The 22,906-nt window shown below is 44.9% G+C and carries 22 protein-coding genes and 1 other annotated feature; of the genes, 18 read left to right on the top strand and 4 right to left on the bottom strand.

Annotated elements, in window-relative coordinates:
- Nucleotides 1–11: 11 nt before the first annotated feature.
- The 13 genes from ACWQAU_RS05365 to ACWQAU_RS05305 all read left to right on the top strand — a co-directional run bounded on the left by ACWQAU_RS05365 (nucleotide 12) and on the right by ACWQAU_RS05305 (nucleotide 13,630).
- The gene (locus ACWQAU_RS05365) at nucleotides 12–899 is read left to right on the top strand and encodes a helix-turn-helix domain-containing protein (RefSeq protein ID WP_027822062.1); all 888 of its coding nucleotides are present in this window, start codon (nucleotides 12–14) and stop codon (nucleotides 897–899) included.
- Between the two features lie 539 nt (nucleotides 900–1,438).
- The gene (locus ACWQAU_RS05360; protein WP_003640270.1) at nucleotides 1,439–2,155 is read left to right on the top strand and encodes a Bax inhibitor-1/YccA family protein; all 717 of its coding nucleotides are present in this window, start codon (nucleotides 1,439–1,441) and stop codon (nucleotides 2,153–2,155) included.
- A 262-nt stretch (nucleotides 2,156–2,417) separates the two neighbouring features.
- Entirely contained in the window at nucleotides 2,418–5,066 is a 2,649-nt protein-coding gene (polA, locus tag ACWQAU_RS05355; protein ID WP_027822061.1) for a DNA polymerase I, read from the top strand.
- 11 nt (nucleotides 5,067–5,077) lie between these two features.
- Nucleotides 5,078–5,902, top strand: coding sequence for a bifunctional DNA-formamidopyrimidine glycosylase/DNA-(apurinic or apyrimidinic site) lyase (gene mutM, locus ACWQAU_RS05350; protein ID WP_003640272.1), 825 nt, complete (start codon nucleotides 5,078–5,080; stop codon nucleotides 5,900–5,902).
- 9 nt (nucleotides 5,903–5,911) lie between these two features.
- Nucleotides 5,912–6,505 carry a dephospho-CoA kinase gene (gene coaE, locus ACWQAU_RS05345; protein ID WP_011101452.1) on the top strand — a complete coding sequence of 198 codons (594 nt, stop codon included), beginning with the start codon at nucleotides 5,912–5,914 and terminating at the stop codon, nucleotides 6,503–6,505.
- A gap of 41 nt (nucleotides 6,506–6,546) precedes the next feature.
- Nucleotides 6,547–7,062, top strand: a complete 516-nt coding sequence (gene nrdR / locus ACWQAU_RS05340) for a transcriptional regulator NrdR (RefSeq protein WP_003640274.1) — start codon at nucleotides 6,547–6,549, stop codon at nucleotides 7,060–7,062.
- A gap of 21 nt (nucleotides 7,063–7,083) precedes the next feature.
- Nucleotides 7,084–8,487 carry a replication initiation and membrane attachment family protein gene (locus ACWQAU_RS05335; RefSeq protein ID WP_027822060.1) on the top strand — a complete coding sequence of 468 codons (1,404 nt, stop codon included), beginning with the start codon at nucleotides 7,084–7,086 and terminating at the stop codon, nucleotides 8,485–8,487.
- A 3-nt stretch (nucleotides 8,488–8,490) separates the two neighbouring features.
- Nucleotides 8,491–9,426, top strand: a complete 936-nt coding sequence (dnaI, locus tag ACWQAU_RS05330; protein ID WP_003644286.1) for a primosomal protein DnaI — start codon at nucleotides 8,491–8,493, stop codon at nucleotides 9,424–9,426.
- 332 nt (nucleotides 9,427–9,758) lie between these two features.
- The gene (gene thrS / locus ACWQAU_RS05325) at nucleotides 9,759–11,723 is read left to right on the top strand and encodes a threonine--tRNA ligase (RefSeq protein ID WP_003644287.1); all 1,965 of its coding nucleotides are present in this window, start codon (nucleotides 9,759–9,761) and stop codon (nucleotides 11,721–11,723) included.
- A 74-nt stretch (nucleotides 11,724–11,797) separates the two neighbouring features.
- Nucleotides 11,798–11,921, top strand: a sequence feature (ribosomal protein L20 leader region).
- 44 nt (nucleotides 11,922–11,965) lie between these two features.
- Nucleotides 11,966–12,466 carry a translation initiation factor IF-3 gene (infC, locus tag ACWQAU_RS05320; RefSeq protein WP_003640278.1) on the top strand — a complete coding sequence of 167 codons (501 nt, stop codon included), beginning with the start codon at nucleotides 11,966–11,968 and terminating at the stop codon, nucleotides 12,464–12,466.
- Between the two features lie 21 nt (nucleotides 12,467–12,487).
- On the top strand, nucleotides 12,488–12,682 hold the full coding sequence (gene rpmI, locus ACWQAU_RS05315; protein WP_003638526.1) for a 50S ribosomal protein L35: 195 nt from the start codon (nucleotides 12,488–12,490) through the stop codon (nucleotides 12,680–12,682).
- A gap of 36 nt (nucleotides 12,683–12,718) precedes the next feature.
- On the top strand, nucleotides 12,719–13,075 hold the full coding sequence (rplT, locus tag ACWQAU_RS05310; RefSeq protein ID WP_003640279.1) for a 50S ribosomal protein L20: 357 nt from the start codon (nucleotides 12,719–12,721) through the stop codon (nucleotides 13,073–13,075).
- Between the two features lie 243 nt (nucleotides 13,076–13,318).
- The gene (locus ACWQAU_RS05305; protein ID WP_003645192.1) at nucleotides 13,319–13,630 is read left to right on the top strand and encodes a hypothetical protein; all 312 of its coding nucleotides are present in this window, start codon (nucleotides 13,319–13,321) and stop codon (nucleotides 13,628–13,630) included.
- A gap of 171 nt (nucleotides 13,631–13,801) precedes the next feature.
- On the opposite strand, the gene ACWQAU_RS05300 is transcribed toward ACWQAU_RS05305, so the two are convergent.
- Together ACWQAU_RS05300 and ACWQAU_RS05295 are read right to left on the bottom strand one after the other, a co-directional pair.
- A complete protein-coding gene (locus ACWQAU_RS05300) occupies nucleotides 13,802–15,064 on the bottom strand; it encodes a replication-associated recombination protein A (RefSeq protein WP_027822059.1) in 1,263 nt (420 codons plus the stop codon).
- A 408-nt stretch (nucleotides 15,065–15,472) separates the two neighbouring features.
- Nucleotides 15,473–16,504, bottom strand: coding sequence for a zinc-binding alcohol dehydrogenase family protein (locus ACWQAU_RS05295; RefSeq protein ID WP_003644290.1), 1,032 nt, complete (start codon nucleotides 16,502–16,504; stop codon nucleotides 15,473–15,475).
- Between the two features lie 164 nt (nucleotides 16,505–16,668).
- Between ACWQAU_RS05295 and ACWQAU_RS05290 the strand changes: the two genes are divergently transcribed.
- On the top strand, nucleotides 16,669–17,016 hold the full coding sequence (locus ACWQAU_RS05290; RefSeq protein WP_027822058.1) for a winged helix-turn-helix transcriptional regulator: 348 nt from the start codon (nucleotides 16,669–16,671) through the stop codon (nucleotides 17,014–17,016).
- 375 nt (nucleotides 17,017–17,391) lie between these two features.
- Nucleotides 17,392–18,138 carry an aspartate/glutamate racemase family protein gene (locus ACWQAU_RS05285; RefSeq protein WP_003640284.1) on the top strand — a complete coding sequence of 249 codons (747 nt, stop codon included), beginning with the start codon at nucleotides 17,392–17,394 and terminating at the stop codon, nucleotides 18,136–18,138.
- Nucleotides 18,139–18,362: 224 nt separating this feature from the next.
- Here the strand turns inward: ACWQAU_RS05285 and ACWQAU_RS05280 are convergent, their stop codons facing one another.
- Nucleotides 18,363–19,676: a glycosyltransferase family 2 protein gene (locus ACWQAU_RS05280; RefSeq protein WP_027822057.1), complete on the bottom strand. Its 1,314-nt coding sequence runs from the start codon at nucleotides 19,674–19,676 to the stop codon at nucleotides 18,363–18,365.
- Nucleotides 19,677–19,679: 3 nt separating this feature from the next.
- Nucleotides 19,680–20,162, bottom strand: a complete 483-nt coding sequence (locus ACWQAU_RS05275; protein ID WP_003645189.1) for a hypothetical protein — start codon at nucleotides 20,160–20,162, stop codon at nucleotides 19,680–19,682.
- Nucleotides 20,163–20,850: 688 nt separating this feature from the next.
- On the opposite strand from ACWQAU_RS05275, the gene ACWQAU_RS05270 reads away from it, so the two are divergent.
- The 3 genes from ACWQAU_RS05270 to yhbY all read left to right on the top strand — a co-directional run bounded on the left by ACWQAU_RS05270 (nucleotide 20,851) and on the right by yhbY (nucleotide 22,899).
- Entirely contained in the window at nucleotides 20,851–21,381 is a 531-nt protein-coding gene (locus ACWQAU_RS05270) for a YqeG family HAD IIIA-type phosphatase (protein WP_027822056.1), read from the top strand.
- Nucleotides 21,378–22,514: a ribosome biogenesis GTPase YqeH gene (gene yqeH, locus ACWQAU_RS05265; RefSeq protein WP_003640288.1), complete on the top strand. Its 1,137-nt coding sequence runs from the start codon at nucleotides 21,378–21,380 to the stop codon at nucleotides 22,512–22,514. Before ACWQAU_RS05270 ends, yqeH begins: the two co-directional genes overlap by 4 nt.
- Before the next feature lie 70 nt (nucleotides 22,515–22,584).
- On the top strand, nucleotides 22,585–22,899 hold the full coding sequence (gene yhbY, locus ACWQAU_RS05260; protein ID WP_003640289.1) for a ribosome assembly RNA-binding protein YhbY: 315 nt from the start codon (nucleotides 22,585–22,587) through the stop codon (nucleotides 22,897–22,899).
- Nucleotides 22,900–22,906 lie beyond the last annotated feature (7 nt).

Genomic DNA, 22,906 nt, shown 5'->3' with positions numbered 1-22,906 from the left:
GGTGGTGTGCGATGGATATTGAAAAGTTTATTACCCGGCGAAAAGCTTTAAAAATTTCACAAGTCAAATTATCAAACGGAATTTGTACGCAGGCGACTTTAAGTAAGTTTGAACGGCGTGGGCGAGTACCAGCATTAGCAATTTTAAATCAGCTCTGCGCTCGTCTGGGATTGACAGTTGATGATCTAAGTGAAAACCAGGCTAATTCAGTGACCCAAATTCGACAGCAACTTGATGAGATTGAGCGACGACTGATGATGGAAGATTATCAATCAGTCCTGCAATCATTGGTAGACCTGAAAGTTGAGCAAATTGATGCGGTACCTTCACGGATGCAATATTACTATTTATGTGGCATGCTAAGTTCGTTGGTTAATGGAACAGCCAGTGATATTTGTTTTTCCTTCTCGCAAATCGTTGATGATTTGGATAGGGCTCACCAAACAATTTTCACACCGCTAGCTTATGTCGGTCTGGGTGTCATGTATGGCCGGTTAGCTGAGCCTGAGAAAGCTCAATTTTATTTCAGGAGAGTACGATACTATGTCGAGCACGCTGGCTCATCAGGATATGCAAATGATTACTTACGGCTGTTAACCCTAATCTTTTATACGGCAGAGTATTACGCAATTAGTGGTGATTTCGTCACAAGTAATCGTCTAATAGATGATGGGGTAGCGCTTTGCTCAGATGAACATGTCACGTATTACTTACCAAGATTGAAATACTTAGCGACCGAGAATGCTGTTAAGCAACAACTTTCGGATAAATTGATTAAGCGGTTAATGAGTGAAACAGAAGCTTTTGCACGGATTAATCATAATCAAGTTGTTGAGGTTAAGGTAGCTGCATTGCGACAACGATATTTGCAGGGTATTTCTGCTTCAGAAAACAATTAACAAGACAATGGCTAGATTTAGTGTTTTATTGTAGTTTCCAACATGCTAAAACTAATCAATGCTTTGTACATTAAATAATAAGAAGTCCCACACTAGCAAGTCAATACTAGTGTGGGACTTCTTATTTAGAAAGTTATGTATGACGCCGCCCGCCCCTAAAAAATCTTCCCCGGATGTCCCGCAAAAAGTCCTACCGATTGAAGTTCTATTATAAACGCTTATGGTGTCCCATTCCGGAAAATCCTAATGTAGCGGTAATCCATTAAAGACAATGATTGAATAGGATTCAATTAAACATAAGAAATTCTTATTAAATTCACAGGCACAAACTATTTTACCTTCTTTGACTAATTTGATAGACTTAAGTTAAGAAAGTTGAGGTGACTGATTGAGATGGCTAGTCATAGGCAAATGATTGACAAACTAGTGTGGTGTTGTTACTAGCGCAGTCCGCGTTAGTAACGATGCACAAACTCAATTTTTAATCTTAACTCGGAAAAAGTAACGAGTAGTCAATTTTTAGGTGAAAGAGGGATTTTATGAACAATTTTCAAAATGACCCACAACCACGGACCATCAACACACAAGTTGGCCTCCGTAGTTTCCTAACTAAAATGTATGGGTTTATGACAATCGCCGTGTTAGTTTCGGCCTTTACCGTTTACTTAGCGATGACCACGTTCCAAGCACAAATTAATGCCGCCTTTTCACAACACCCATTCATCTTCTTGATGATCTTCATTGTCAGCATGTTTGTGATGATTGGTGGGATTCAAGTCAACGCGACACGCAATCCAGCGATGAGCTTCACCTTACTGATGCTCTTTGCCATCATCTTTGGGGTTGAAATGTCAGTGACCTTGTCCTTATACACGGGTGCCGTTATCACCGGTGCGTTCGTTGCAGCTGGAGCTGTATTTGCGACCATGGCGGTGATTGGGACGACGACTAAGCGTGATATTTCACGTATTGGGACGCACTTGATTGCAGCTTTAATCGGGTTGTTTGTCGCTTCACTGGTCAATATGTTCTTACAAAGTGCCATGATTAGTTACATCTTTTCATACATTGGTGTATTGATCTTCGCCGGCTTATCCATGTGGGACGCTAACCGGATGCGCAACATGTATTTACAATATGGTGACCAGGTTTCATCGACTGGTTTGGCCGTTACTGGGGCCTTACAATTATACTTGGACTTCGTTAACTTGTTCCTCTACTTCGTCCAAATCTTCGGTGGCTCAAGCCGCGACTAATCATTAAGATAATTATTAAGGATTATGACCAAGATGTCATAATCCTTTTAATTTACCGAAAATGAGTTATTTCACGGGTTTTCGGTGGACCGAACTCCCGTTTTACTTAATTGTTTGGTACAATTATAAGGGTAAATAATTAGTCGTTCAGCCTGTACTGACAGGCGCTGCGAATCAGACCGTCAATCGAGTGGTATTAATGGTCTGAGTGACGGATTTTCATAAAAATGATGATTTAAATTAAGAGATGGGGAGCAAACTAATGGCAAAAAAATTATTACTGATTGATGGTAACAGTGTGGCATTTCGGGCGTTCTTTGCGTTGCATAGTCAACTGGAACGGTTCGTAAATCCAGACGGCCTGCATACCAACGCCATTTATGGCTTCAATACAATGCTTGACCACATGATCAAGGCAGTCGAACCCACGGATATGTTAGTGGCTTTTGATGCGGGTAAGACCACGTTTCGAACAGCCATGTACGATAATTACAAGGGTGGCCGGGCTAAGACGCCTAGTGAGTTTTCTGAACAAATGCCGTATATCAAACAGCTATTAGACGCGTATGGTATCAAACATTATGAATTAAAAGACTACGAAGCCGATGACATTATTGGCACACTGGCCGCTCAAGCGGATCAAACCGGCTACACCACGACGGTCGTCACTGGTGACCGTGATTTGACGCAGTTGACGACCGAGCATACCACGGTGGCCGTGACCGTTAAAGGTGTTTCTGAAGTGGAACACTATACGCCGGCGCACGTTGAAGAAAAGCTGGGCATCACACCGGCACAAATTATTGACATGAAGGGGTTGACAGGTGATACCTCGGATAACTATCCGGGTGTCACCAAGGTTGGTGAGAAGACCGCCCTTAAATTACTCAAACAGTATGGTACGATGGAAGACATTTATGAAAACATCGATGCCATGAAGCAGAGCAAGATGAAGGAACATCTGATTGAGGATCGCGAACAAGCGGCGCAGGCTAAGGTGCTAGCAACAATCAAGCGGGATGCGCCGATTGATGTTCAATTGGCTGATTTATCCTATGATGGCCCGGATCTTGACCAGCTGGCCGCGTTTTATCAGAAGATGGACTTTCAATCATTTTTGAAGAAATTACACCTACAGTCGGACGAACCAGCAACGCCCATTGATTATACCGTCTTGACGAAAGCTAACCTGACGGAATTGCAACAATTTACCGATCACGTGGACTTTTATTTGGAGATGCCAACGCCGAACTACCACACGTCGGCCTTTGCTGGCTTTGCCATCGGAGCGGATGATCACTGGTACATCAGTCGGGATGTGGAATTATTAATGCAACCGACTGTGGCTGATCTCTTGAGTAGCACAACGATTACCAAGGACGTTTTTGATATGAAACGCACGACGGTCGGGCTTAATCGTTTGGGTATTCAGCTAGGTAAAGTCGATTTTGATCTTTTACTCGTTTCATACTTATTAGATACAAATGATAACAGTAACGACTTGGGAAGTTTAGCTGAGCAACACGGGTACACTGACTTGCCGAGTGACGAGACCGTTTATGGTAAGGGCGTTAAGCGCGCTATTCCTGAAGATGATGACGTCTTCTTTAGTCATCTCGCCCGGAAATTGGCCGCAATCGCTAGTTTGAAGCCACAGTTATTAAAGGAATTGGCAGCCAATGAGCAGGATCAACTTTACGATGATATCGAAAAACCGATGGCTAATGTCTTAGCTCAGATGGAAATCGCCGGCATTACGGTCGACAGCAGTCGACTTAAAGCCATGGGCAGTCAGTTTACAGAACGGTTGAGTGAAATTGAACAGACGATTTATCAAGAAGCCGGTGAAGAGTTCAATATTAATTCACCTAAGCAACTAGGTCACATCTTGTTTGAAGAAATGAAATTACCCGTAATCAAGAAGACCAAGACAGGGTATTCTACCGCCGTAGACGTTCTAGAAAAGTTAGCACCGGAAGCACCAATCGTCGCTAATATTTTACAATATCGTCAGATCTCGAAGATTCAATCGACCTACGTTGTCGGTTTGTTAGATGCCATTCATTCTGCTGATCAAAAGGTGCATACGCGCTATTTGCAAACGTTGACCCAAACCGGCCGGTTGTCGTCCGTTGATCCAAACTTACAAAACATTCCGGTGCGCTTGGAAGAAGGACGTAAGATTCGACAAGCCTTTGTTCCTAGTCATGAAGGTTGGCAGATTTTCTCGTCTGATTATTCGCAAATTGAATTACGGGTTCTCGCGCATATTACTGATGATGAAAATATGCAGGCCGCTTTTAAAGCGGGTGATGATATTCATGCCGCAACGGCCATGCGAATCTTTCATTTGAACTCAGCTGAAGAGGTGACGCCAAATATTCGACGGCAAGCCAAGGCGGTTAACTTTGGAATCGTCTATGGAATTAGTGATTACGGCTTGTCACAAAATATCGGCATTACGCGTAAACAGGCTCGCAGCTTTATTGACGCTTACTTCAAAGAATATCCGGGTGTCAAAAAGTATATGGATGAAATTGTCCAAACGGCGAAAAAACAAGGTTATGTGGAAACCATTTCACATCGACGCCGGTACTTGCCAGATATTAATTCCAAGAGCTTCAACCAACGCTCATTCGCTGAACGGACAGCCATGAATACCCCCATCCAAGGGAGTGCGGCTGATATTATCAAGATTGCGATGATTAAGATGCAAGATAAGTTACAGGCTGCGGGTTTGAAAGCAACCATGCTGTTACAAGTTCATGATGAATTGATTTTTGAAGCGCCAAAAGAAGAAATTCCAGTTTTAGAAAAATTAGTGCCAAGCGTGATGGATTCCGCCGTACAGTTAGCCGTACCGTTAAAGGTTGAGAGCCACTACGGTGATACTTGGTACGATGCAAAATAGGGGGAACCACCATGCCTGAATTACCTGAAGTTGAAACTGTTCGTCGCGGCTTAAATCGTCTGGTTAGCGGGGCAACGATTGCTAGTATCGAGGTTTTTTGGCCGAAAATTATTAATAATGATGTCGATAGTTTCAAACAGCGTTTAGCCAACCAAACGATCCAGACCATTGATCGGCGGGGGAAGTATTTGTTGTTTCGCTTTAGCAATGGTCTGACGATGGTGTCGCATTTGCGGATGGAAGGCAAGTATAATGTTGTACCGCGTGGTGAAGATCAAGGTAAACACACGCACGTGATCTTCCATCTGACCGATGATCGTGATTTGCTGTACAACGATACGCGTAAGTTCGGGCGAATGACGCTCGTGCCGACCGGTGAAGAAAACACGGTGGCGGGATTGCGGACAATTGGCCCGGAACCCGTTGCTGAACAGTTAACACTGGCTTATATGACGGCCACTTTTGGCAAGTCGAAAAAGATGATCAAGCCACTATTGTTGGATCAAAGTAAGATTGCGGGCATTGGGAATATTTACGCGGACGAAACGCTATGGATGAGTAAGATTCATCCAATGCGGCCTGCTAATTCACTAACTACTGATGAGATTGCAACATTGCGCCAAAACATTATTGATGAAATGGCGATGGCAATTAAAGGTCACGGCACCACTGTTCATTCATTTTCAACGGCATTTGGTGAAGCCGGTCAGTTTCAAAATCACTTACACGTCTATGGTCGTGAAGGGGAACCTTGCGAACGGTGTGGCACAATTATTGAGAAAATCAAAGTGGCACAGCGAGGGACCCATTTTTGCCCGTTAGAACAACGGTTGTAGGTGATCAAGATGACAAAGTTGATTGGATTGACTGGTGGCATTGCCACTGGTAAGTCGACTGTTTCTAAGCTGCTGGCAACTAAGTTACCAATCGTTGATGCGGATAAAATCGCGTGGCAGGTTGAAGGACCAGGCCAACCGACGACCCAAAAGATTGTGGCGCACTTTGGTCAGCAAGCAGTGCTGGCAGACGGGCGGCTGAATCGGCCATGGCTTGGCCAGTTGGTTTTTAACGATGCTCAAGCTTTACAAGCCTTAACCGCAATTACACGGTTACCGATTCAGTACGCGATGTTCGAAGCGATTGTCGCGGCGAACCAGCAACAGCCAGACGCAATTATTTTAGATGTGCCGTTGTTATTTGAAAGTGGCTGGCAACACGTTTGTGATCAAGTGTTGGTTGTGACGGCATCACCCGCCGTAGTATTGCAGCGGTTGATGGCGCGTAACCACTTATCGCAACAGGCGGCTCAGGCACGAATTGACAGCCAAATGCCACTTGCACAGAAGGTCGCAAGGGCTGACGTTGTCATTGATAACGGGGCCAACATTGATAAAACTAAAGCAGCCGTGTTAAAATGGCTGAAAACTATTACTAAATAAAGAAAAACTGATTGTTAGTTGTTACAAGGGGTGAGAAGTCTATGCAATGTCCACATTGTCATCATAATGGCTCCCGCGTGGTTGACAGTCGACCAACTGATGATGGTCGCGTGATTCGACGGCGCCGGGAATGCGAAAACTGTGGGTTCCGGTTCACAACATTTGAACGGGTCGAAGCCACGCCATTATTAGTCATTAAGAAAAATGGTGCCCGCGAAGAATTCAATCGTGAAAAAGTCTTGCGCGGAATTATTCGCTCGGCCGAGAAACGACCCGTTAGCATGGAAACCATGACGGGCGTCGTTGATGATGTTGAAAATAAGGTCCGGTCACTGGGCGAAAATGAAATTTCAAGCCAAGTTATCGGTGAGTATGTCATGGAGCAATTGGCAGATATTGACGAAATTTCGTACATTCGTTTTGCCAGTGTTTACCGGCAATTCAAGGATATGCACGTCTTCTTGAATGAGCTCCAAGATATGATGGAGCGTGATAAGGTCAAACTGGCAAAACCGTCAGCGAAGACGACCCACGCACCTAAACGAAAAAAAGATTAGTGAAAAAGAATGGTGAACAACATGCCAAATGATGAACCCTTAACACCCAAAACTGGGTTAGTGGTCCCGCAAGCACCAGCGCTTAGTGCGGCGCAACAAGCTGTATTGGCGGAATTATACTTGCCACTGATGGGGCCCTTGGCATATAGCTTGTACGCGGCGTTACGTAGCTTACAGAGTAGCGAGAATGAGCTGAGCAATCGACGCAGTCACGCGGAACTGCTTGGCATCCTAAATGTGGACTTGCCGACGGTGTTAGCGGCTCGGCGTAAACTTGAAGCAACTGGCTTGTTGCGCAGCTATTATCAACAAGATGAATTGGGTGCCATGTACATTTATCAACTACAAGCACCATTACTGGCGTTACAATTCTTTGCGGATGATCTATTGAGTGTCCTATTGTTAGATACGGTCGGTGAGTTACGTTATCAACAACTTGCTGGCGATTTTGCAGCACAGCCGATTGACTTGACGGCTGCCAAAGACGTGACGGCAAATATCTTAGATGTGTTTCACGTTGATAGTCAAAAAGTTACGACGCCACCTCTTTCAGTGCAAAAGGTGCGCGCCCAATTGGCGGCCAATGAACCGGCCGAGGATCACTCGCCCGTGCTCAGTGACGATGACTTTGACTGGCAACTGTTGGGGCAAATTTTGAAGCAGAACTATGTTGATCTCAAACAGGTTGCGAGTTCACGGCAACTGATCATTACGGAAAGTCGGGTCTACGGCATCAGTGAGATTGAGATGGCTAAGTTAATCAGTGAAGTGGCTAGTTTAACAACGGGTCAGTTTGATGAAAATCAATTGAAATTATTGATTGCGCGGCGCTATGAACGGCCCGCAGTTTCGAGTCAGCAGGTCGCTACGGAAGCACCGGTTGCAACGACGACCGCTAAGGATACCAAGGCTTCAGCACAACTCTCAACAGCTGAGCAGCAACTCGTGACGTATGCTAAGCAGACAGCACCGTATGACTTTTTATCAGCTTTGAAGCAGGAGAAACATGGTTTTGTGACGAGCGGTGAGAACCGACTAGTTCATGATTTAATTGGTCGGGGGGTATTACCCAATGCCGTCATCAACATGGTGATCTACTACTTATTGCAAAATCGGGAGTTAGCTGCCCTTAATCGTAATTTGCTAGAAACAGTCGCCAATGATTGGCAACAACACGGCATTACGACGCCGGAAGCGGCTTTGATGTATTTGAAGCAACGTAAACAGCCGAAATCAACACCAACACGGCGCAAGAATAATCGGCCGGCGCGTAAGGAGATTATGCCAAAGTGGGCCCAACAACAGCAACAGACTGAGAGTGGTAAGCAACCAGCTCAGACCGGTAAACAAATTACTGCTGCCCAACGCAAACAGCTTGCTGATCGACTAGCAAAGCTTGAGACAAATTCGGAAAAGGAGGACTAAAACATGGAGAATATCTCAGAAACACTCCGGACGTTAATGAATCGGAAAAACTTGAATCATCGGTATGAGGCGTTAATGACAGCTGTGTACCAAGATCCAGATGTTCGCCAGTTTTTAGCTGCTCATCAAAACGAATTATCTTCGGATGCGCTAGAACGTTCAGCGGCTAAATTATATGAGTTTTGTGAAGAGAAACGTAAAATTGCGCGGCACGAGCCAACTCAAGCACCTGGGTATCAGCCGACATTAGTGATGAGTAATCACTTGATTGACATTGCTTATCAGCCAACACCACAAATGCAAGAACAGCAAGCTGCTCACGCATTGCAACAGCGGGTTCGATCAATCAGCATGCCGAAAAATATTCAGACGGCGGACTTAAAGACGTATGATCAAGATGGTGACCGGGCGACAGCATTAATGGCAGCACTTGATTTTATTGATGCCTATACACAAGCGCCCAAGCGTTTTCACCGGGGCTTATATCTCTATGGCTCATTTGGTGTCGGTAAAACTTATTTACTCGGTGGGATGGCGAACGCGTTGGCTGCTAAGGGTTTCAATACGACCTTGATTCATTTTCCGAGTTTTGCGGTCGAGATGAAGCGCTCAATTAGTAACAATACGTCGGCGGATAAGGTCGATGCGATTAAACGGGCACCGATTCTCATGATTGATGATATCGGTGCGGATGCTTCGTCGACTTGGATTCGGGACGATGTGCTCGGGGTTATTCTGGAGTATCGAATGCAGGAGGAACTGCCAACTTGTTTCTCGTCTAATTTTTCGATGCAAGAATTGCAAGATGGTTATTTGACGCTCTCACAAAAGGGTGATGAAGAACCAGTCAAAGCGCAGCGAATCATGCAACGGGTACGTTACCTTGCGAGTGAGATTGAGATGGTCGGTCGTAATCGACGACTCAATCCCGATGCTTAAAATCAAGAGTTGACTTTTAGTTTAAAAGTGGTTTAATGAAAACAGATGCAAAAGACACGCTTTGTTTACCATGGATTGCAGAGACCAAGACCTTGTTCTGGAAGTCTTGGACCGGGTTTACGAAGATACCACTTTTGTGAACATGCTCAATTGAGCCGGAACGCTTCCGTTATTAGCGCTAATGAGTCAGTGTCTTTGATGACACTGAGAAATCGGGTGGAACCACGTCAATGGCGTCCCTAATGCTAGTTCAGTCTGGCATTAGGGACTTTTTTGTCTTCCCGGCGCGGTGTTTTGGTGAGTGGGTAAATTTTAAGGAGAGTGTCAAGTATATGGCAAGTATTAATGTTAAGTTCCCAGATGGTGCTGAAAAGCAATTTGATGCCGGCGTAACGACGGAAGCAATTGCAAAGTCAATTAGTCCTTCATTGGCTAAACGGTCGGTTGCTGGTAAGTTCAACGATCAGATCGTGGACTATCGCCAACCACTGACAACCGATGGTAGTATCGAAATTATCGCTGCTGATAGTGAAGACGGCCTCAATGTTTTACGGCAAACGGCTGCCCAAGTATTAGCTAACGCGGTTAAACAATTATTCCCTAACATTCATTTTGGGAGTGGTGAAGGGAATGCCAACGGTTTCTTCTTTGATACCGACAATCCTGACGAAGACGGTAAACAAGTCAGTGAAGATGATTTGGAAGCCATCAGTGATAAGATGGCTGCAATTATCAAACAAGATTTACCAATCGAACGCGAAGTCTTATCAAAGGCTGACGCTTTAGCTTTAGTTGGTGACAACCCTTACCAACAAGACTTAGTTAACGAACGTGCCGCCGCCAACAATGATCAAGTCGTTGTTTACAAGCAAGGGGACTTCGTTGATTTATCTGACGGTGCCCAATTAGCTTCAACGGGGAAAGTCAAGGTCTTCAAGTTATTATCCGTTGCCGGTGCATACTGGCAAGGTAAGTCCAGCAATCCAATGTTACAACGGATTTACGGGACGGCCTTCTTAAAGCAAAAAGACTTAGATGCTGACCTCAAGCGGCGTCAAGAAGCCCGCGAACGTGATCACCGGGTCATTGGTAACGAATTAGACTTATTCTTCGTTGATCCTAAGGTCGGGAATGGCTTGCCTTACTGGATGCCAAATGGTGCAACGATTCGTCGCCAAATCGAACGTTACATTATCGACAAGGAAGTTGCAAATGGCTACCAACATGTATACACGCCAGTTTTGGCTAACTTGGACGTTTACAAGCAATCTGGTCACTGGGACCACTACCGTGAGGACATGTTCCCACCAATGGACATGGGTGACGGCGAACAATTGGAATTACGGCCAATGAACTGCCCATCACATATCCAGATTTACAACCATCACATTCGCTCATACCGTGAATTACCATTGCGGATCGCTGAACTCGGCATGATGCACCGTTACGAAAAGTCTGGCGCCTTAACTGGATTATCACGGGTTCGTGAAATGACTTTGAACGATGGTCATACCTTCGTTGCGTTGGATCAAATTGAAGAAGAATTCAAAAAGATCTTGAGTTTGATGGTTGAAGTATACGAAGACTTTGACATTTCTGATTACCGGTTCCGTTTGAGCTACCGTGATCCTGAAAACAAGGAAAAGTACTTCGATGATGACGCTATGTGGGAACGCAGTCAAAAGATGTTGAAGTCCGCTATGGATGATATGGGCTTGGATTACTTCGAAGCTGAAGGTGAAGCTGCTTTCTACGGTCCTAAGTTGGATGTTCAAACTAAGACGGCCCTTGGTGGTGAAGAAACCTTATCAACTATCCAATTGGACTTCTTGTTACCAGAACGCTTTGACTTGAAGTACGTTGGTGCTGATGGTGAAGAACATCGTCCAGTCATGATTCACCGTGGTCTTGTTTCAACGATGGAACGGTTCGTCGCTTACTTAACTGAAATTTACAAGGGTGCTTTCCCAACCTGGTTAGCACCTAAGCAAGTAACGATCATCCCAGTTAACAATGGTGCGCACGGTGCCTACGCTGAAACCGTTCGTCGTCGTTTGGCGGCTGAAGGTGTTCGGGTAAGTATCGATGACCGTAACGAAAAGATGGGTTACAAGATTCGCGAATCACAAACGAAGAAGGTTCCATACTTGTTAGTTGTCGGTGACCAAGAAGTTGCTAACGGGAGTGTTTCAGTTCGGAAGTACGGTGAAGAACGGACTGAATCCGAAGCCGTTGACATGTTCATTGGTGCCATCACGCAAGAAATCAAGCATTACAGTCGTGGTGCAAGCAAATAATTAACAGCCAATGGCATCAATATTGATTGATGGGTTGACAAGGGCCGTGGTTCTTGTTAATATATTGGAGTTGAGAAAAAAAGCAGAAGCACCCGCTTCTCGCCTTGGTGACCAGAGTCATCGGGCAGATGAACGATGAATTGATTCCCATTAACGGGGTTGAGCGGGCGTACTATGCGCCCGCTCTTTTTGTGAATTTCTCTAAAATATTTCGGAGGTGAATTACCATAGCTAAAGATTCAATGGTTAATGACGGCATCCGTGCTCGCGAAGTACGTTTGATCGCCAGCGATGGTGAACAATTAGGTGTCAAGTCACGACAAGAAGCAATGCAGATTGCTGAAGACGCTAGTTTAGATCTAGTATTGGTTGCGCCGAAAGCGAAACCACCCGTGGCCAGAATTATGGATTATGGGAAGTACCGTTTCGAGCAACAAAAGAAGGATCGGGAAGCCCGTAAGAAGCAAAAAGTGGTCAGCATCAAAGAGGTCCGCTTGAGCCCAGCTATCGACACCAATGACTTTAACACGAAGCTGAAACATGCTGAAAAGTTCTTGTCAAAAGGTGACAAGGTTCGCGTCTCCATCCGGTTTAAGGGCCGCGCTATTACCCATAAGGATATTGGTCGCCAAGTCTTAAATCGAATGATTGAAGCTACTAAGGAATTTTCTACGGTCGAAGCCTATCCTAAGATGGATGGTCGGAGTATGTTCCTAGTACTAGCACCAAAAACAGATAAGTAATTTCTAGGAGGATTATTGATTATGCCAAAACAAAAGACAAACCGCGCTGCTGCAAAGCGTTTCAAGGTAACTGCTAAGGGTAAGATTAAGAGTGCCAACGCTTTTACTAGTCATCGTTTCCATGGTAAGACTAAGAAACAACGTCGCCAATTACGTGGTACGGCTATTATCGAAAAGCCAATGGTCAAGACATACCACAAGTTATTACAAAAATAATTCACAACGTTTTAGTTAAATCTAGGAGGAAATAACATGGCTCGAGTAAAAGGTGGAACTGTAACACGTAAACGTCGCAAACGGATTTTAAAATTAGCTAAAGGTTACCGTGGTGCTAAGCACATCCAATTTAAGGTTGCTAAGGACCAAGTAATGAAGTCATACCTATACGCCTTCCGCGATCGTCGCCGGCGTAAGAGTGACTTCCGTCGTCTTTGGATTGCCCGGATCAACGCGGCAGCCCGGATCAACGACATCAGCTACAGTCAATTAATGCACGGTTTAAAGTTAGCTAACGTTGACGTTAACCGTAAGATGTTAGCTGATTTAGCTGTTAACGATGCTGATGCTTTCAAGGCATTGGTTGACACTGCTAAAAAGGCACTTGCTTAATTTAAAACTTAATTAGGGCTTGCTCTAATGTTTGAACGACCGTCATCCTGTATGGGTGGCGGTCGTTTTGTTTTGACGCTTGATTAAGGGGCACGATTCCTGGACAAGATGGTTCGGTGTGTTGACGTCCTTACTGAATCTTGAGATTGATTTGACACATTATTGTGATATAGTAACGATGTAAGCGCTTGCTTATGTGTTGATTAATTATTTAGCTGGGAGCTTTGGAGAAGGGGTGTCACCATGGCAACAGTTTTACCTAAAGCAGTTAAGGTCTGGATGGGCGCCAACATCTTGCAGATTGAGTTTGATAATGGGGAGTTTCGATACATGCGTACACATTTCATTGATGACTATGTTTCTGCGTGGTCACCCAAAAAGGGTAAGGGAAAGCGGCGCAATTTGTGGTTAATGCCATCTTGGGAATGGTTGGGTGCCAATGCTCGGATTGAATCGGATGGCACTGTCGTGTTGTTCGAAAAGGATGTTTATACGGCCCAAGAACTTTGGCATAATAGTGTGACGCGAATTGACTTGGTCTCTGGCGTGCACTGATTCATAAAAGATGCTGCCAAATAAAAATGGACTTGGTCATTTGACTGAGTCCATTTTTTGATGCCGCTTGGAGTTTACGTGGGTAACGGCCTAAGTGAGCCATTTAGTGCGCGATTCTGATTTATGAAAATCGAGTGTGCTTTCTGATTGGTTAAGCCAGTCTGCCATAGTCTATTCGTGATAATCTTCGTTATAAATAAAGCGATGCAGTTTTAGGTATTGTGCACCGAGTTTGCGTTCATTTTCATTGTCTTTAGGGTAATAATAACGACGACCAGCCAATCCTTTAGGCATGTAGTTTTGTTGGGCAATCTGATGTGGCATTTGGAATGGATTATCGATCAGGCCACCACCTGTAATTTCCTCGGAGTGTTTGTAGTGCATATCGCGCAATCCACGGGGCATGGGGTGCTGGCTTGGATTTTGTGTGTCCTGGTCTAGTTTTTCCCAAGATTGGTCAAACGAACCAGACTTGGGTGAAATGCACATCAGCATGGTGGCAAACATTAGTGGATATTTTGCTTTGGGCATGCCAATCTTTTCGGCTTGGTTGGCGGCGACCACAATTTGTGTGACCTGTTCCGGGTTAGCTAAGCCGATATAAGTGTATGGAATTTCACGTAACCGGCGGACCACTGAGGGTAAATCATCATTTTTTAACAAAATGGTTAAGTAGTAGAGCGCCGCGTCAGTATCTGAGCCAGCCATCGAATCCGAATAAGCCGACAGATAGTCATAATGCTTAGTTGCCTTCCGGTCGTAGCTAAAATGTTGTTGCTGGGCAAAGTGTTGTACCGCAGCAACAGTGATTTGCTTCTGGTCAATAGCGTGGAGCGTTTCCAAGATATTTAACGCAATTCGCAGATCCCCTTCGGCCGAAATAGCGATCAGGTTGAGGGCTTTAGCGTCCACCTGATCGTCGGTTAGGTTGTAAATGTCGGTTATCGCACGGCGTAAAGCAATCTCGATATCTGCATCGCTCAGTGGTTGAAACTCAAAAATTTGACAGCGCGAACGAATGGCCGGAACGATTGACATAATCGGATTTTCGGTCGTTGAGCCAATTAGCATCACGTGCCCATTCTCTAAGTAGGGCAACAAAAAATCCTGCAATGTTTTAGTCATTCGGTGAATTTCGTCAATTAATAGAACAAACGATTGCTCTGGGTATTGTGCGATGGCTTTCGTCAGCTGTGCCTTATTTTCGGTCGAAGCATTAAAAGCCACGAATGGATAATCGTCTTGACTCGCAATAATCTGCGCCAAACTAGTTTTGCCAGTTCCCGGCGGCCCCCACAGAATGAGGGGAATATTAACATGTTGATCAATAATCTGGCGTAATGGCTGGCCTGCCTTCAACAGATCCTGTTGCCCGACCATCTGTTCCAGTGATTGCGGGCGCATTTGATCAGCCAGTGGTGTTTTAAATGCCAATTTCAAAGTCCTTTCTGATTAAGTGTTTTAGTCAAATTGATGCTATCATCATAGCACTAATATTTTGGAAACTGAAAAAGAAAGTTTGGCAGGTTAGCGGGGAACGATGCTGAAATGAGTGAGTCTGATACCATAGGTTTGACGTTGGCTCGAGTGATGGGTTGAAGGCGTATTGATTTAAGTTTTCATGCTTGTTGATGAATGAGAAAGGCGATATTGTTTCGTAGATGGTATTGAGTCAGCTTGGGGAGATTAATAGCTTGGAATTACCCCCCGTGTATACGGAAAACAGATTAAACGAATCCCGGGGAGTGCAACATCAGTTGTAAGCACTAAAAGACAGAAAAGGACAGCGTATTTGGCGAGTTAAAGTTGATCATTATCGCGCGAGCCGTAATACCCGTCAACTCATTTCCATCCTTCAATAACTACCTTGCCAATCATATGATGTTGCTCGATAAGTTGATGGGCCTGCCGCAAGTTAAGCGCGTTGATTGGCCGTAGTGTCTGCGATAGCGTGCTTTGAAGCAAGCCACGGTCAAGTAAATCCGCAATGGTTTCTAAGATATCGTGCTGACTAATCATGTCGGCCGTGTGGTAGTAGGATTTTGAGTACATCCATTCCCAAGCAAATGTCCCGCGTTTCTTGGTTAGTTTTTTAAGGTCGATTGGACGCCGATTTTCGGTAATTGATGCGATGTGGCCACCGGGTTTAATGAGCGTACATATCTCATTCCAGTGACTGTCAAGATCGCTTAATCCGAGGATGTAATCGACATCTTTAATACCTAAAGCATGTACTTCACTAACCAAATCATGATGATGATCGACGACTAAATCGGCGCCGTGTTGCTGCGTCCAAGCGATACTTTCAGGTCGTGAAGCACTACTAATAACTGTGAGCCCCGCTAATTTTGCTAACTGAGTAGCAATTGAACCGACACCACCAGCGCCATTGATGATGAGAATGGTTTGATTGCATTTTTCGGAATTAGGTTTAGCTGGGTCAAAAGGAATGTGAAGTTGTTCAAATAATGCCTCGTATGCGGTCAGCGAAGTAAGTGGCATGGCCGCACGGGCAGCGGTTGTTAATGTCGCGGGGGCGTGACCGACAAGGCGTTCATCAACCAGGTGATAAGCACTGTCGCAGCCGGGACGTCTAAATGAGCCAGCATAAAAGACGTGGTCGCCGGGTTGAAACAGGGTGACAGCTTCTCCAACAGCGGTCACAATACCAGTGGCGTCCCAACCGAGGATCTTGGGTCGCATGAGGTGCTCATGCCCCGTTTTACGAACGCTAACGTCAACAGGATTGACAGCGACGGCTTGAACTTGAACAAGTAAGTCATGACCTTGAGCGCTAGGTTTTGAAATCGTCACGTCTCGTAGACTAGCAGGATCTTCAATAGGTAAGTGGTCGGTAAAACCAATTGCATGCATTATTAATCAAACCCCTTTCATGACATTACTATAGGTTACCAGTGAGGAATAAACAAGACGTGAATTATTTGCCACATAGGGACATATTTGTCACGCCTATTAGTCCGGTCTGACGGCAAAGTTGTGCTACAATCAAGACACTTAATTAAGGTAGGGGAAGTTAGATGCAGCGACAAGTATACGATTGTACGCCGGGGTGTCCGGTTGAAAGTACCTTGCAAGTTATTGCCGGCAAGTGGAAGAGCGTGATTTTGTATCATTTATTTACGGCAGGAACATGCCGGTTCAGCATTTTGCAAAAACGACTGCCGGGTTGTTCGCGGCGGATGCTAGCTCGCCAGTTACAAGAATTGGTTCAAGACGGGGTGATTGCAAAACGAGTTTATCCGGTCGTGCCACCGAAAACGGAGTATTGGATCACGCCATTTGGTCAGACCTTGAAACCGGTGATTGTGGCTATGGAGACGTGGGGCCGACAGTATAATTCAGTGAATGGAAAACCTCGTCAATAGGAATGTGAGAACGGGCATAGTGTGAGTTTCAAGGAATTGTTGTCGGTTTTGTTAGGGGCGATTGTGCTTGGTGCCTTGCTCGCATTAATAGTGACTGTTTAACTAGGCTAGTAAAGAATTGATGTGATTCTTTACTAGCCTAGTTGTTTTCTAATCTAATAAAACGGGAGTCTGACGTAAAAAGTACACCGATAGATCACTGTTTGGCAGCATTTCTTGAATAATCATGGGTTTGCAGTAAGCAATGATACCGTATTAAGTCTGAGATAGGTTGTGGATTAGTTGCTTGTTAGGAGGTGCATGTTAGATAATTATTAACAACTTAATGAAGTGCAGCATGGCCGTGAATCTCGTTCGCTAAATGGGGGTGCCATTATGAAAAATTGCTTTGGAATCATTGGTGGGATGGGAACAATGGCGACGGAGGACTTTGTGCATACCGTGAACCGGCTGACCGTTACCCATCGTGACCAGGATTATTTAAACTACGTCATTTTAAATGATGCTGAGATACCAGATCGCACCGCATATATTTTGGATCATAACTGTGCCAACCCGTTACCATCATTGGAAGCGGATGTGCAGCTACTTAATCAATTAGGGGTCATGTTTATTGTGATGACGTGTAACACAGCACATTACTTCATTCCCGCATTGACGGCGCTTTCTAACGTGCCAATTTTGAATATGCCGGCCTTAGCGGTAACAGCAGCCTGTCGATCACAGCAACCGCGACCGTTACGAATCGGTATTTTAGCGACAACGGGAACACTAGAGTCGCAACTTTATCAACAACTTATTCGGTCTAATGGACATATTCCTGTGATACCCAATAAGCAGCAGCAAGCTCAAGTGATGACCTTAATTTATGACGACATCAAGCAACGTGATTTTGTAGATCGGGTCAAATTTCATGGCTTAATTGATCAATTATTGAATGCTGCTGATTGTGACGCCGTCATTCTCGGCTGCACCGAATTGTCGGTGGCTCAGGATGCTGCGCCATATGATTCTGAACGAATTATTGACGCACAGTATGAACTAGCTCGAGCAACCGTCCAACGCGCACAGGCAACTAAGCCAGCGTTGATACTTCGTCGGCGGCCATCGATTAGGCGGTAGGAGGGTGCAGGTAACTGGATAAAAGTGATTTTTGATCTATTTAGTACGTGTGATTGTAGCTGTTATAACACCACTTTCGTATACATGAAGAATAGTAAAATTGTAAGCGCTCAAATCGTTGCTAACTAGCCTATTCTCGCACATGCAAGGTTGGGTCCGTCTCCACACAGTCCCGCACAACAAAAAAGCGAGCCTTCAATTGAAGGCTCGCTTTGTGTTCTCGATTATTCAGTGTGGTGCTTCCGAACTGGGCTGACCCAGGTGCCGCTGCCGTAACCTAGGATGGTTTTAACGGCTGGAATCAGCGTAGTGACCAGAGCGAGGGCGTTAACCTGCCAGTAAATCAGCATGTAGAGTGGCATGAAAATCAGATATTTAAACTTGCGGCCACGGTCGTCAACGATCAATGCGGACAATAGCTGCAAGACGCCGGCGAACATTTCGAAGGTCACGAAGATGAAGGCCATGCAGAACATATGATAGACGCGCTCGTAATTGCCAGTAAAGAAGAAGGTGACGAGCGAAATCAGGAAGATCAGTGTTGAGACGAAGAAGAATAGGGACCAGATGATGCTCAGTGTTTGATCAGTAATAAAAGCCCATTGCTTCAAATACTTACCGGGATGACTGACAACCCGTTTAAAGTTGGTCAACAGCACTTCGGTACCACCTTTGGCCCAACGTTTGCGTTGATGATAAAGGGCGTCTAGATTCTCGGGGACGTTCATATAGAATAGAATGTCTGGCGAGAAAACGGTCGTCCAACCATTCAACTGGTGATCCCAAGCAATACTGATATCTTCGGTCGCGCGATCTTGCCGGAATAAGCCGACGTCAATCAGAGCGTCACGACGGTACATTGTATTGGCACCACTATAGGCATACATGTTACCTAAAGCACTGACTTGGCTCCGCTTGATAACACCAACGATACTTGAAAATTCTACGGTTTGCGACTTAGCGATGATCGTGCTTCGGTTCTGAACGTCCATGTTGGCCGTGACCGCTGCCGTATTGGCGTGTTCTTCGCCCATGAAGTAACTCATATATTTCCACAGTGCATCGGGTTCTGGAATGGAATCAGCGTCATTACTTAAAATGAATTCACCACAGGCAAAGCCGACACCGACGTTGAACGCGTGGGCCTTACCCTGATTTTTCTTGATTGTTACCACGCGTAGGTTGTCGTACACGCTCTGGAGACGTTCTAAAATAGCTGGGGTCTCATCAGTCGAACCATCGTCTGTGACCAGCACTTCATATTTTTCATAATTTAAATTGTTCATTAAATAGTTGATTGTGTGTTCAATCATGACTTCTTCGTTATGCGCTGGAATCATGATCGTGATAAAGGGTTGTTCTTCAGGCGTTAGCGGTTGAAATTCAATATCGTCTTTGTGGCGATGGCGGTAAATCAGCTGGTAGCAGAGTACACCGATAAACCAGGCAAATGCACCGAGAATTGGGTAGGAGACTAATAGTAATAGAACAAAGTTCCAGATACTTTCGAAGGGCTTAAGTGTTTGCATTATTTCCATTGGCTAGTCCTCATACAATCTGTGGATTTCATTAACATCGAGATTTTGTTCGGGGTCAACTGTGTAGTGCTTGACGTGTTGCCGGAAAGTGGCCTGCCCGAATCGCTGGGTATAAAAGTTATTTAGTTGCCGCTTCCGAATATCTAACTGGTCTTCGTTGTATTGCCGTTCTTTACTGATATGCTGCTTGACCCGGTGATTATTGTGAATCGTGGAGACAATGACCACAATGGCGATTAAGATAAACGCAATAATAAAGAACCGGTCAAAGAAGTAGAACAGCGTCTTACCTTCTTCGTATTTCCAGGCGTGAATGAACTGGGGATTATTCGCAAGTAACGTTGACGAGATAGTCCAGTAGACAGGTACGGCAACGCAGATCCAAGTAATAATTGCGACTAAGGTTTGCCAAAGTTTCGTCCACCAGTGCCCCTTGGAAAAATATTTATCGGTAACGTATTGTTTCATAACATCTTTTTTCTCCATAAACGAACCTCCGAGATGACATATTGTTTAGTGATCGTGCGGATCATATAGTTTATATCATTACTGATGTTGTCAGTTTATCGACATAGAACAACACCAGGGTGCCTAACGTTAACTGCGATGAACAGTTTTAGAACGATCTGAACGTTTAACCATGCCAATAAGCTTACATGAGGATTGCATTGATGTGCAATCAATATACATATCGGTATCATGATATAAGTAAAAGCAACGTATCTTTAATCAATATACACTTAATGGGATACTTTGTTAATCTAATTTGACAAAATTGTCAGTGCGCCAATTGTCAGATTGTGGTTTAGCCATTGCAAATAAACTGGCGAGAAAAGGGCAACCGGCAAAACATCGCTGAATTTACTGGCGACTTTTAGTGCTATTTTCAATGTCTTACTCGGGCCCCAACCTATCAAATAAATGCGGGTGCGATCAACTTAGTCAAATTTGATCCAGGTGGTGTCATCAAGTTACGACAACTTGGAAGGATTTTCGTTGCTTATTTTCAAAAAACAAATTATTATATAATGATGACTAAAATTTAGCACAATTGCCTAGTGAAATCCGGCTCCAGACCTGATTTAGTCCGGTATTTCACCAATAGTATGATAAAATGGGCTAGTGGGGTTATGCCAATAACCAAAAAATCCAGCGAGAAGCGAAGGGGATAACGATGATTAAGCAATTTAAACCAACTTGGATGATACCAGCAATCTACAATGTGACACCGGCGCAGTTACGAGCACAGGGCATTAAGGCGGTATTTACCGACCTTGATAACACGTTGATCGCATGGGACAATCCGGATGGCACCCCGGAACTGAAAAAGTGGCTGCACGCGTTACAAGACGCGGGCATTCCGTTAGTGGTGGTGTCGAACAATTCCGAAGCGCGAATTGTTAAGGCGCTGCAAAGCCTGGAACTGCCATTTGTTTCGCGGTCACTGAAACCACTACCGCTGGGGATCAGTAAGGCGCGTCATGACCTGGGCTTACACAAAAATGAAGTGGTCATGGTTGGCGATCAGTATATCACCGACATGTGGGCGGCCCATCTTGCGGGCGTGCCCAGTATCTTAGTACAGCCAATCGTGAAGACGGACGCGTGGAATACCCGGATAAACCGTTTCTTTGAACGATTTATCAAATTACGATTAGCACATGTTTATCCAGAAATGCATTTTCAGGAGGACCTTAATAAGTGAGTGAAACATCAGAAGAAACTTTATACTGTATTGGGTGTGGTGCGGCGATTCAAACGACCGATCCTAAGGCGGCCGGCTACACACCGAACAGTGCGTTACAAAAATCATTAGCTAGTGACGCACAGGATTTATACTGTCAACGTTGTTTTCGGCTTCGGCACTATAACGAAATCGTGCCGGTTGGCTTAACGGATGATGATTTTCGTCATTTGTTAGCCACGATTAGAGATGCGAACGCACTGGTTGTGTACGTTGTCGACATTTTTGATTTGAATGGAAGCATCATTCCTGGTCTCCAGCGCTTTGTTGGGGATAATCCCGTTTTGTTAGTCGGTAATAAGGAAGACGTGTTGCCACGTCAGTTACGCCGGACGAAATTGCGGGAATGGATGAATCAACAAGTTCGTGCACAGGGAATCAAACCGGTCGACGTTGCGTTAACGAGTGCCAAGAAGGGGCATTCCATTGATGAGCTCTTGGCGATGATTGAAAAATATCGTCGTGGCCGCGATGTTTATGTCGTAGGGGTCACGAACGTTGGTAAGTCAACGTTGATCAATCGGATTATTGCCAACAATACTGGTTTGAAGGACTTGATCACGACATCCCGGTTCCCAGGGACCACGTTAGACAAGATTGAAATTCCGTTGGATGATGGTCATATGATGGTTGATACACCCGGAATTATTCATCCTGAACAGATGGCCCACGTGTTATCAGGCGATGACCTGAAGTTAGTCTCACCACAACGCGAGATTCGACCAAAGGGCTTCCAATTAGGTAACGGTCAAACTTTGTTCTTAGGTGGGGTGGCACGGTTAGATATTGTTGATACGTTAAAAGCAACTGGGACGGTCTACGTTGATAATAACTTGACCTTGCACCGAACCCGGACCGAGAATGCGGACAACTTTTATACCAAGCATGTGGGTGAACTGATTACCCCCCCAACTGGCGATGCTGTCGCTGACTTTCCACCACTAGTTCGCCACGAATTCAAAGTGACGGAAATCAGTGATATTGTCTTTGAAGGCCTCGGATGGGTCACGGTGGCTGCGGATACGCGTGTAGCAGCCTGGGCACCAAAGGGTGTTGCAGTCTTGACGCGCCCAGCTATGATCAACAAGCGTTGATGAGTTGTGGTCGGAGTAGAATCTGATTCGCGATTATCAAACAGAAAATTATAGGAGTAAATCAAACTTAATGGAAAACTTACGTGGAAAACAAAAACACTATTTACGTGGTGAAGCCCACCACATGCGGCCACTATTTGCTGTCGGGAAAAACGGCTTGACTGACGAATGGTTGACCCAATTAACGGGTGCGCTGGATAAGCGAGAATTAATTAAAGTCAACATTTTACAAAATGCTGATGTGACAACGGCTGAAGTTAAAGCTGCAATTGAACAGAAAACCGCGATTACGGTCGTTCAAACAATTGGCCGGGTGTTAGTCTTATACTTGCCAGCTAGTCATGAAGAAGACCAGCACTATTCATTGGAAGTTGCTAAGTTATAGGAGGAAT

Source organism: Lactiplantibacillus sp. 3062, from assembly GCF_055413545.1.
The sequence above is the reverse complement of the archived record's forward strand: the minus strand, read 5'-3'. Positions and strand labels throughout refer to the sequence as shown.

Coding starts and splice junctions, on each gene's coding strand:
- ACWQAU_RS05365 (WP_027822062.1), top strand. CDS start 12: ATGGATATTGAAAAGTTTATTACCCGGCGAAAAGCTTTAAAAATTTCA.
- ACWQAU_RS05360 (WP_003640270.1), top strand. CDS start 1,439: ATGAACAATTTTCAAAATGACCCACAACCACGGACCATCAACACACAA.
- polA (WP_027822061.1), top strand. CDS start 2,418: ATGGCAAAAAAATTATTACTGATTGATGGTAACAGTGTGGCATTTCGG.
- mutM (WP_003640272.1), top strand. CDS start 5,078: ATGCCTGAATTACCTGAAGTTGAAACTGTTCGTCGCGGCTTAAATCGT.
- coaE (WP_011101452.1), top strand. CDS start 5,912: ATGACAAAGTTGATTGGATTGACTGGTGGCATTGCCACTGGTAAGTCG.
- nrdR (WP_003640274.1), top strand. CDS start 6,547: ATGCAATGTCCACATTGTCATCATAATGGCTCCCGCGTGGTTGACAGT.
- ACWQAU_RS05335 (WP_027822060.1), top strand. CDS start 7,084: ATGCCAAATGATGAACCCTTAACACCCAAAACTGGGTTAGTGGTCCCG.
- dnaI (WP_003644286.1), top strand. CDS start 8,491: ATGGAGAATATCTCAGAAACACTCCGGACGTTAATGAATCGGAAAAAC.
- thrS (WP_003644287.1), top strand. CDS start 9,759: ATGGCAAGTATTAATGTTAAGTTCCCAGATGGTGCTGAAAAGCAATTT.
- infC (WP_003640278.1), top strand. CDS start 11,966: ATGGTTAATGACGGCATCCGTGCTCGCGAAGTACGTTTGATCGCCAGC.
- rpmI (WP_003638526.1), top strand. CDS start 12,488: ATGCCAAAACAAAAGACAAACCGCGCTGCTGCAAAGCGTTTCAAGGTA.
- rplT (WP_003640279.1), top strand. CDS start 12,719: ATGGCTCGAGTAAAAGGTGGAACTGTAACACGTAAACGTCGCAAACGG.
- ACWQAU_RS05305 (WP_003645192.1), top strand. CDS start 13,319: ATGGCAACAGTTTTACCTAAAGCAGTTAAGGTCTGGATGGGCGCCAAC.
- ACWQAU_RS05295 (WP_003644290.1), bottom strand. CDS start 16,504: ATGCATGCAATTGGTTTTACCGACCACTTACCTATTGAAGATCCTGCT.
- ACWQAU_RS05290 (WP_027822058.1), top strand. CDS start 16,669: ATGCAGCGACAAGTATACGATTGTACGCCGGGGTGTCCGGTTGAAAGT.
- ACWQAU_RS05285 (WP_003640284.1), top strand. CDS start 17,392: ATGAAAAATTGCTTTGGAATCATTGGTGGGATGGGAACAATGGCGACG.
- ACWQAU_RS05280 (WP_027822057.1), bottom strand. CDS start 19,676: ATGGAAATAATGCAAACACTTAAGCCCTTCGAAAGTATCTGGAACTTT.
- ACWQAU_RS05275 (WP_003645189.1), bottom strand. CDS start 20,162: ATGGAGAAAAAAGATGTTATGAAACAATACGTTACCGATAAATATTTT.
- ACWQAU_RS05270 (WP_027822056.1), top strand. CDS start 20,851: ATGATTAAGCAATTTAAACCAACTTGGATGATACCAGCAATCTACAAT.
- yhbY (WP_003640289.1), top strand. CDS start 22,585: ATGGAAAACTTACGTGGAAAACAAAAACACTATTTACGTGGTGAAGCC.